Origin of the sequence: Longimicrobium sp. (assembly GCF_036280135.1) — a bacterium.
GTDB lineage: Bacteria > Gemmatimonadota > Gemmatimonadetes > Longimicrobiales > Longimicrobiaceae > Longimicrobium.
The window spans coordinates 1-5,847 of the sequence record NZ_DASURI010000438.1; the positions used below are offsets into that span (position 1 = coordinate 1).

8 protein-coding genes are annotated in these 5,847 nt (G+C 68.9%); 5 read left to right on the plus strand and 3 right to left on the minus strand.

The genetic code is table 11. From position 1 onward, the window contains the following. Window positions 1-77: 77 nt before the first annotated feature. The 3 genes from VFZ20_RS14120 to VFZ20_RS14130 form a co-directional block, all read right to left on the minus strand. Window positions 78-566, minus strand: a complete 489-nt coding sequence (locus tag VFZ20_RS14120; RefSeq protein ID WP_329684541.1) for a RidA family protein — start codon at window positions 564-566, stop codon at window positions 78-80. 84 nt (window positions 567-650) lie between these two features. Continuing rightward, window positions 651-1,085 (minus strand): helix-turn-helix transcriptional regulator, encoded by a 435-nt coding sequence (locus VFZ20_RS14125; protein WP_329684542.1) that lies wholly within the window; start codon window positions 1,083-1,085, stop codon window positions 651-653. Beyond that, the gene (locus VFZ20_RS14130; RefSeq protein ID WP_329684543.1) at window positions 1,072-1,455 is read right to left on the minus strand and encodes a type II toxin-antitoxin system RelE/ParE family toxin; all 384 of its coding nucleotides are present in this window, start codon (window positions 1,453-1,455) and stop codon (window positions 1,072-1,074) included. Before VFZ20_RS14130 ends, VFZ20_RS14125 begins: the two co-directional genes overlap by 14 nt. A gap of 301 nt (window positions 1,456-1,756) precedes the next feature. Here VFZ20_RS14130 and ffh point away from each other — a divergent pair, with 301 nt between their 5' ends. The 5 genes from ffh (at window position 1,757) to rplS (ending at window position 5,597) form a co-directional block, all read left to right on the plus strand. Then, window positions 1,757-3,124, plus strand: coding sequence for a signal recognition particle protein (gene ffh, locus VFZ20_RS14135; RefSeq protein ID WP_329684544.1), 1,368 nt, complete (start codon window positions 1,757-1,759; stop codon window positions 3,122-3,124). Between the two features lie 159 nt (window positions 3,125-3,283). Continuing rightward, on the plus strand, window positions 3,284-3,895 hold the full coding sequence (gene rpsP / locus VFZ20_RS14140) for a 30S ribosomal protein S16 (RefSeq protein ID WP_329684545.1): 612 nt from the start codon (window positions 3,284-3,286) through the stop codon (window positions 3,893-3,895). 23 nt (window positions 3,896-3,918) lie between these two features. Further along, window positions 3,919-4,458: a ribosome maturation factor RimM gene (gene rimM, locus VFZ20_RS14145; RefSeq protein ID WP_329684546.1), complete on the plus strand. Its 540-nt coding sequence runs from the start codon at window positions 3,919-3,921 to the stop codon at window positions 4,456-4,458. A 2-nt stretch (window positions 4,459-4,460) separates the two neighbouring features. Beyond that, window positions 4,461-5,162, plus strand: a complete 702-nt coding sequence (gene trmD, locus VFZ20_RS14150; protein ID WP_329684547.1) for a tRNA (guanosine(37)-N1)-methyltransferase TrmD — start codon at window positions 4,461-4,463, stop codon at window positions 5,160-5,162. An 81-nt stretch (window positions 5,163-5,243) separates the two neighbouring features. Beyond that, entirely contained in the window at window positions 5,244-5,597 is a 354-nt protein-coding gene (rplS, locus tag VFZ20_RS14155) for a 50S ribosomal protein L19 (RefSeq protein WP_329684548.1), read from the plus strand. Window positions 5,598-5,847: the final 250 nt, after the last annotated feature.

A 5,847-nucleotide genomic window follows, 5' to 3' on the forward strand; every position in this document is an offset into this window, starting at 1 on the left:
TGCGTGAGTGCGTGAGTGCGTGAGTGGCGGATCCCGCGGATCCGCCCCTCACGTGTCTGCATGGATGGTCCTCCGACTCACGCGCGGCCGTCGATCTCCACCTCCGCCTCGATCTCCACGGCCACCCCAAAGGGCAGCTCCGCCATCCCCACGGCCGAACGCGCGTGCGCGCCGACGTCGGGGCCGAAGACGTCGATCAGCAGCTCGGAAAAGCCGTTCACCACGCCCGCCACCTGGGTAAACCCCGGCGCCACGTTCACCATCCCGAACACGCGCAGCCACGCCGTCACCCGGTCCAGGTCGCCCAGCTCGCGCCTGAGGCCCGCGAACGCGGCCAGTGCCGCCAGGCGCGCGGCCTGCCTGCCCTGCTCGGGCGTCACCTCCGCGCCCACCTTGCCCAGGGGCTGCGCCAGGGAGCCGTCCGGCGCCAGCGGCAGTTGGCCGGACACGTAGGCGCGGTTTCCCCGCACCCGCACCCACCGGAACGGGTACGGCTGCCCGGTGGGAGACTGGAACGGCTCGGGAAGCACCAGTCCCAGCTCCCGCAGCCGGTCTTCGATCCGCATGGTCTTCTCCTGTCCGGTGATCTGATCTTCCGCGTGGCGCCCGGAACGGTCCTGCGGCGACACCCGGGCTCCCGCCGTTCGGCGTCAGGCGGTCTTGCGACGCTTCCGGGGTGCAGCGGATTCGGATTGCTGCGGCTCGTCGTCCGAGAGACCGAGCCGCCGCCGGCGTGCGGGGCTCCACGTGGCGACACGTGCCTCCACGATGCTGCGGGCTTCCGCCAACATCGCCTCGTCCGGCTCCGCCAGCAGCCGGTCGGCCGTGACGCCCAATGCGAACGCGACGCGCGAGATGGTCTGCAGCGTGGGATTGGCTTCGTCGCGCTCGATGTCGGCGATCCGCGGCTGCTTCATCTGCGCGGCTTCGGCGAGCTGCTGCTGTGTCAGTCCCTTAGTTTCCCGCAGGCTCCAGACGTTGAGGCAGAGATTGCGGAAGGGGCGGCCAATGGCATGCGCGACGGCATACTCCGGGTCTTGGAGGTTGCGGGCCATGTACTCCGCCCAGGTCTCATTGACGCTCATCGTCCTCTCCCTTTTTCTGGTCCTCGAGCCACTCGGCGCGACGGCTGCTCGCGCGGTCGATCTCCGAATCCATCCGGTGCCGCTTCTTCATCACCGATTTGGCCACGCACGTGGTGAGCACCACGACGCGCGGGGAACGCCCCAGCATGACAAAGAACAGCACCCGATAGGCGGCGCCCGTCCCGAGCACGCGCAGCTCATAGATCCCGTCGCGCAAGTGCTTTAGAGTGGCATCACGCTGCGCGGGGCCCCATCCCTTGCCCGTGAAGGTCTCCAGCCGCCGGTCGATGCGATCCCGGTCCTCCCGGGGCAGGGCCCGAACTTCCGCCGTGTACCACGGCGTGGGCACGATCTCGATCCGATCACTCATCGGCGCTCCTGATGTTATACGGTTTGGCGTATAGGCGCAACCTCCTGGTGCACGGAGTGGACGGAACCGTAACGGGAACAGATGAAGCACGCTACGGGACAAAATCCGACACGGGCCGCACGCGGCGTGTCGAACCTGTCGCGGTGGGAGCGCGCGGATGAGGCGCGCCGCGGAACAGGGCGGGCGCGGAGGGTTGGCAAACGGTGCGGTTGCTTGTAAGTTATTGGGCTGTGCATCTCCCGCTCGGCCGGGGTCTTCCGGCCTGGGCGGCGTTTCGGCTTTTGCGAACGGCGGAATCCGAGTGTTCGATCAGCTAAGCGACAAGCTCGAAGGCGTACTCAGCGGCCTGCGCCAGCGCGGCGTGCTCACGGAGCCCATGATCCGCGAGGGCCTTCGCGAGATCCGGCGCGTGCTGCTGGAGGCCGACGTGAACTTCCAGGTCACGCGCGACTTCATGAAGCGCGTGGAAGAGAAGGCGCTGGGCGAGCGCGTGCTCAAGGCGGTGTCGCCGGGGCAGCAGCTCGTGAAGATCGTGCACGAGGAGCTCACGTCCATGCTGGGCGAGCGCAAGTCGCCCCTGGCGCTGGCGCCCATCCCGCCCACCATCATCATGATGGTGGGCCTGCAGGGCTCCGGTAAGACGACCACGGCCGGCAAGATCGCGCGCAAGATGAAGCGCGAGATGCGCCAGACGCGTCTTGTCGCCTGTGACGTGTACCGCCCCGCCGCCGTGGAGCAGCTGCAGACGCTGGGCGAGCAGGTGGGCGTCCCCGTGTACGCCGAGCCGGGGTCGAAGGACGTCATCGGCATCGCCAAGCGGGCGCTGGAGCAGGCGCGCACGGAGCGCGACCGCGTGGTGATCTTTGACACGGCGGGCCGGCTGCAGATCGACGAGGACCTCATGGACGAGCTCAAGCGCCTCAAGGAGGTGCTTCAGCCGCACGAGATCCTGTTCGTGGCCGACGGCATGATCGGCCAGGAGTCGGTGAACGTGGCCAAGGGCTTCGACGACGCCCTGGACGTGAGCGGTGTGGTGCTCACCAAGATGGACGGCGACGCCCGCGGCGGCGCCGCGCTCAGCATCTTTGGCGTCACCGGCAAGCCCATCAAGTTCCTGGGCGTCGGAGAAAAGCTGGACGGGCTGGAGGAGTTCGCGCCGGACCGCATGGCGGGGCGTATCCTGCAGCAGGGCGACGTGGTCGCGCTCGTGGAAAAGGCGCAGCGCGCCTTTGACCAGGACGAGGCCGCCAAGCTCGAGAAGAAGATGATGGGGGCGGGCCGGTTCGATCTGGAGGACTTCCTGATCGCGCTGCGCCAGTTCCAGAACCTGGGTCCGCTGGAGAACCTGCTCAAGCTGCTGCCGGGCGTGAACAGCAAGATGCTGAAGAACGTCAAGGTGGATCCGCAGCGGATGAAGCACATCGAGGCCATCATCCTCTCCATGACCAAGCAGGAGCGCAAGCGGCCGGAGATGCTCAACGGCCCGCGCCGCGCCCGCATCGCGCGGGGGTGCGGCCGCCCGGTGAGCGAGATCAACCGTCTCCTGGAGCAGTTCAAGGAGATGCAGAAGTTCATGAAGCAGATGAAGTCGCTGCAGGGGATGATGCCCCGGGGCGGCGGCGGTGGTTTCCCGAAGCTGCCGTTCGGAGGCGGCACGCCGAGGGCCTAGGGAATAGGTATTAGGGAATAGGGAATAGCCTGCAACGGCACCTGCAGTTGATTGCTATTCCCTATTCCCTGTTCCCTATTCCCTGCTTTTCGATCGTCCGGTCACGGCAGAGCGCCGGCGGCCCTGGACGCAACCCGATCAAACCCGAGGAGCTACACAATGGCGCTGAAGATCCGTCTTCGCCGCATGGGCCGTAAGAAGGCCCCGCACTACCGCATCGTCGTGGCCGAGAGCAGCATGCCTCGCGACGGCCGCTTCGTGGCCAAGGTGGGCCACTACAACCCGACCACCACGCCCGCCACCCTCGTGGTCGACCGGGACAAGGCGATCCAGTGGATGGCCAAGGGTGCCATGCCCACCGAGACCGTGCAGTCGCTGTTCAAGAAGGCCGGTGTGTTCAACGCCGAGCCGGGCGCCGTGGCCCAGGCCGCCGAGGCCGTGACGGGCACCGCCAAGAAGGCCGCCAAGGCCGTCTCGGGCGTGGCCGCCGCCGCCGCCGGTGCCGTGGCTTCGGCCGCGTCCGCCGTGGCCGAGGCCGCGTCGAGCGTGGTGGAGACCGTGACGGAGCGCGTCTCGGGCGGTTCGGACGAGTCGGCCGAGCCCGCCGCGCCGACGGCTTCGGCCGACGACGCCGTGGCCGTCGAGGCCGAGGCGACGGAGCCCACGGCCGAGGCGACCGCCCCGGCCGGTGCCGAGGACGCGCCCGCCACGGACGCGCCGGTGGCCACGGACGCCGAGGCCACCGAGCCCGCGGCGGACGAGCAGGCCTGATCTCGCCGCACGGGCAGCGGGCGATGACCGGGTCTGAGCCCGAGTACCTGATCGTCGGGACGGTCCAGAAGCCGCACGGCATCAAGGGCGAGCTCTTCGTTCGCCTGGAGACGGACCGCCCCGACGCGGCGTTCGCGCCGGGGCGCGTGCTGCACCTAGGCGATGGCAAGGGACGGCGCTCCGACGCCGTCCTGACCATCGAGCGGGCGCGCGCCTTCAAGGGCGGCATGCTCATGAAGGTGGCGGAGCACACGGGCCGCACGCCGGCGCTGGAGGAGCTGCGCGGCCGCACCCTGCTCATCGAGCGGGGCCAGGCCGCGGCCCTGGACGAGCACGAGGTGTTCTACCACGACCTCCTGGGCATGCGCATCGTCACGGCGGCGGAGGGGGACATCGGCGTCATCACCGACGTCTACGACGCGCCGTCGGGACCCCTGCTGAGCGTAAAGCGGGAGGGCGGCAAGGAGCTGCTCATCCCGTTCGTGCGCGAGACCATCCGCCGGCTGGACGCGGCGGAGCGGGTGCTGGAGCTGGAGGTTCCGCCGGGGCTGCTGGAGCTGTGACGATGCGCATCAACGTCGTCACGCTGTTCCCCGACTTCTTTCGGGGGCCGCTGGGGCTGAGCATCCCGGCGCGCGCGGCGGCGGCGGGGCTCGTTCGGTACAACCTGGTGCAGCTGCGCGACTTTACCCACGACCGCCACCAGACGGTGGACGACCTGCCGTACGGCGGCGGCGCGGGGATGGTGATGAAGCCGGAGCCGTTCTGGGAGGCGGTGGCGTCGCTGGCGCCCGACGGGGCGGACCGGCCGAACGGCCCCATCCTGCTGATGTCGGCGCGCGGCAGGCGCTTTACGCACGAGGACGCCGTCCGGCTGAGCCTGCGGGAGGAGCTCACCTTCCTTTGCGGGCACTACAAGGACGTGGACCACCGCGTGGCCGAGCACCTGGCCACGGAAGAGCTGTCGTTGGGCGACTTCGTCCTTTCCGGGGGCGAGATTCCCGCCCTGGCCATGCTCGACGCGGTAGTCCGGCTGCTGCCGGGCGCCATCTCGGACCACGAGAGCGCGTCCACGGACAGCCACTATGACGGCCCGCTCAGCGCGCCGTCCTACACCCGGCCCGCGGAGTATCGCGGGCTCACGGTCCCCGGGATTCTGCTCTCGGGTGACCACGCCAAAATCGCCGCGTGGCGGCGCGAGCAGGCGGAACGCCTGACGCGCGAGCGGCGTCCGGAGCTGCTCCTGGAGCACCCGGACCACGAGTAGACGTCGGCGCGCGTATGCCGTTCGAACAGCGAGGCGGCCGGCCCGACCTCTCCACTACGTAGACTGAAAGGACACGAGCCAATGCATCCGTTCATCGAGACCCAGAAGGAATACCTGCGGAGCGACCTTCCGCAGTTTCAGCCCGGCGACACCGTGCGCGTGAACGTGCGCGTGCGCGAGGGTGAGAAGGAGCGTATCCAGGCGTTCGAGGGCGTGTGCATCGCGCGCAAGCACGGCGGCATCCACGAGACGTTCAAGGTCCGCAAGCTGTCGGGCGGCGTGGGCGTGGAGCGCACGTTCCCCATGCACTCGCCCATGATCGGCAGCGTGGAGCTGGTGCGTCAGGGCCGCGTGCGCCGCGCCAAGCTGTACTACCTGCGCGCCCTGCGCGGCAAGGCCGCCCGCATCCGCGAGCGCCGCGTCGCCGGCCGCTAAGCTTCGGCTTTCCGGTCACGCGGAACGGGGCCCGTCCACTCGGTGGACGGGCCCCGCTTCATTTCTGGCTCTTACTGCAGTTTCTCACGCAGAGCCGCAGAGGACGCAGAGTCCTTCATCGCGCGATGAAGGCCCGTTCAGCCTGGACGAGCCCCACGTTGCTCCGGTTCTTACTGCATTTCTCACGCAGAGGGAGCAGAGGCAGCAGAGTACTTCATCCCGCGCGGAACCGAAGTACTCTGCTGCCTCT

Excerpts from the sequence above, each read along its gene's own strand:
- VFZ20_RS14120 (WP_329684541.1), bottom strand. The coding sequence starts at position 566 with ATGCGGATCGAAGACCGGCTGCGGGAGCTGGGACTGGTGCTTCCCGAG.
- VFZ20_RS14125 (WP_329684542.1), bottom strand. The coding sequence starts at position 1,085 with ATGAGCGTCAATGAGACCTGGGCGGAGTACATGGCCCGCAACCTCCAA.
- VFZ20_RS14130 (WP_329684543.1), bottom strand. The coding sequence starts at position 1,455 with ATGAGTGATCGGATCGAGATCGTGCCCACGCCGTGGTACACGGCGGAA.
- rpsP (WP_329684545.1), top strand. The coding sequence starts at position 3,284 with ATGGCGCTGAAGATCCGTCTTCGCCGCATGGGCCGTAAGAAGGCCCCG.
- rimM (WP_329684546.1), top strand. The coding sequence starts at position 3,919 with ATGACCGGGTCTGAGCCCGAGTACCTGATCGTCGGGACGGTCCAGAAG.
- trmD (WP_329684547.1), top strand. The coding sequence starts at position 4,461 with ATGCGCATCAACGTCGTCACGCTGTTCCCCGACTTCTTTCGGGGGCCG.
- rplS (WP_329684548.1), top strand. The coding sequence starts at position 5,244 with ATGCATCCGTTCATCGAGACCCAGAAGGAATACCTGCGGAGCGACCTT.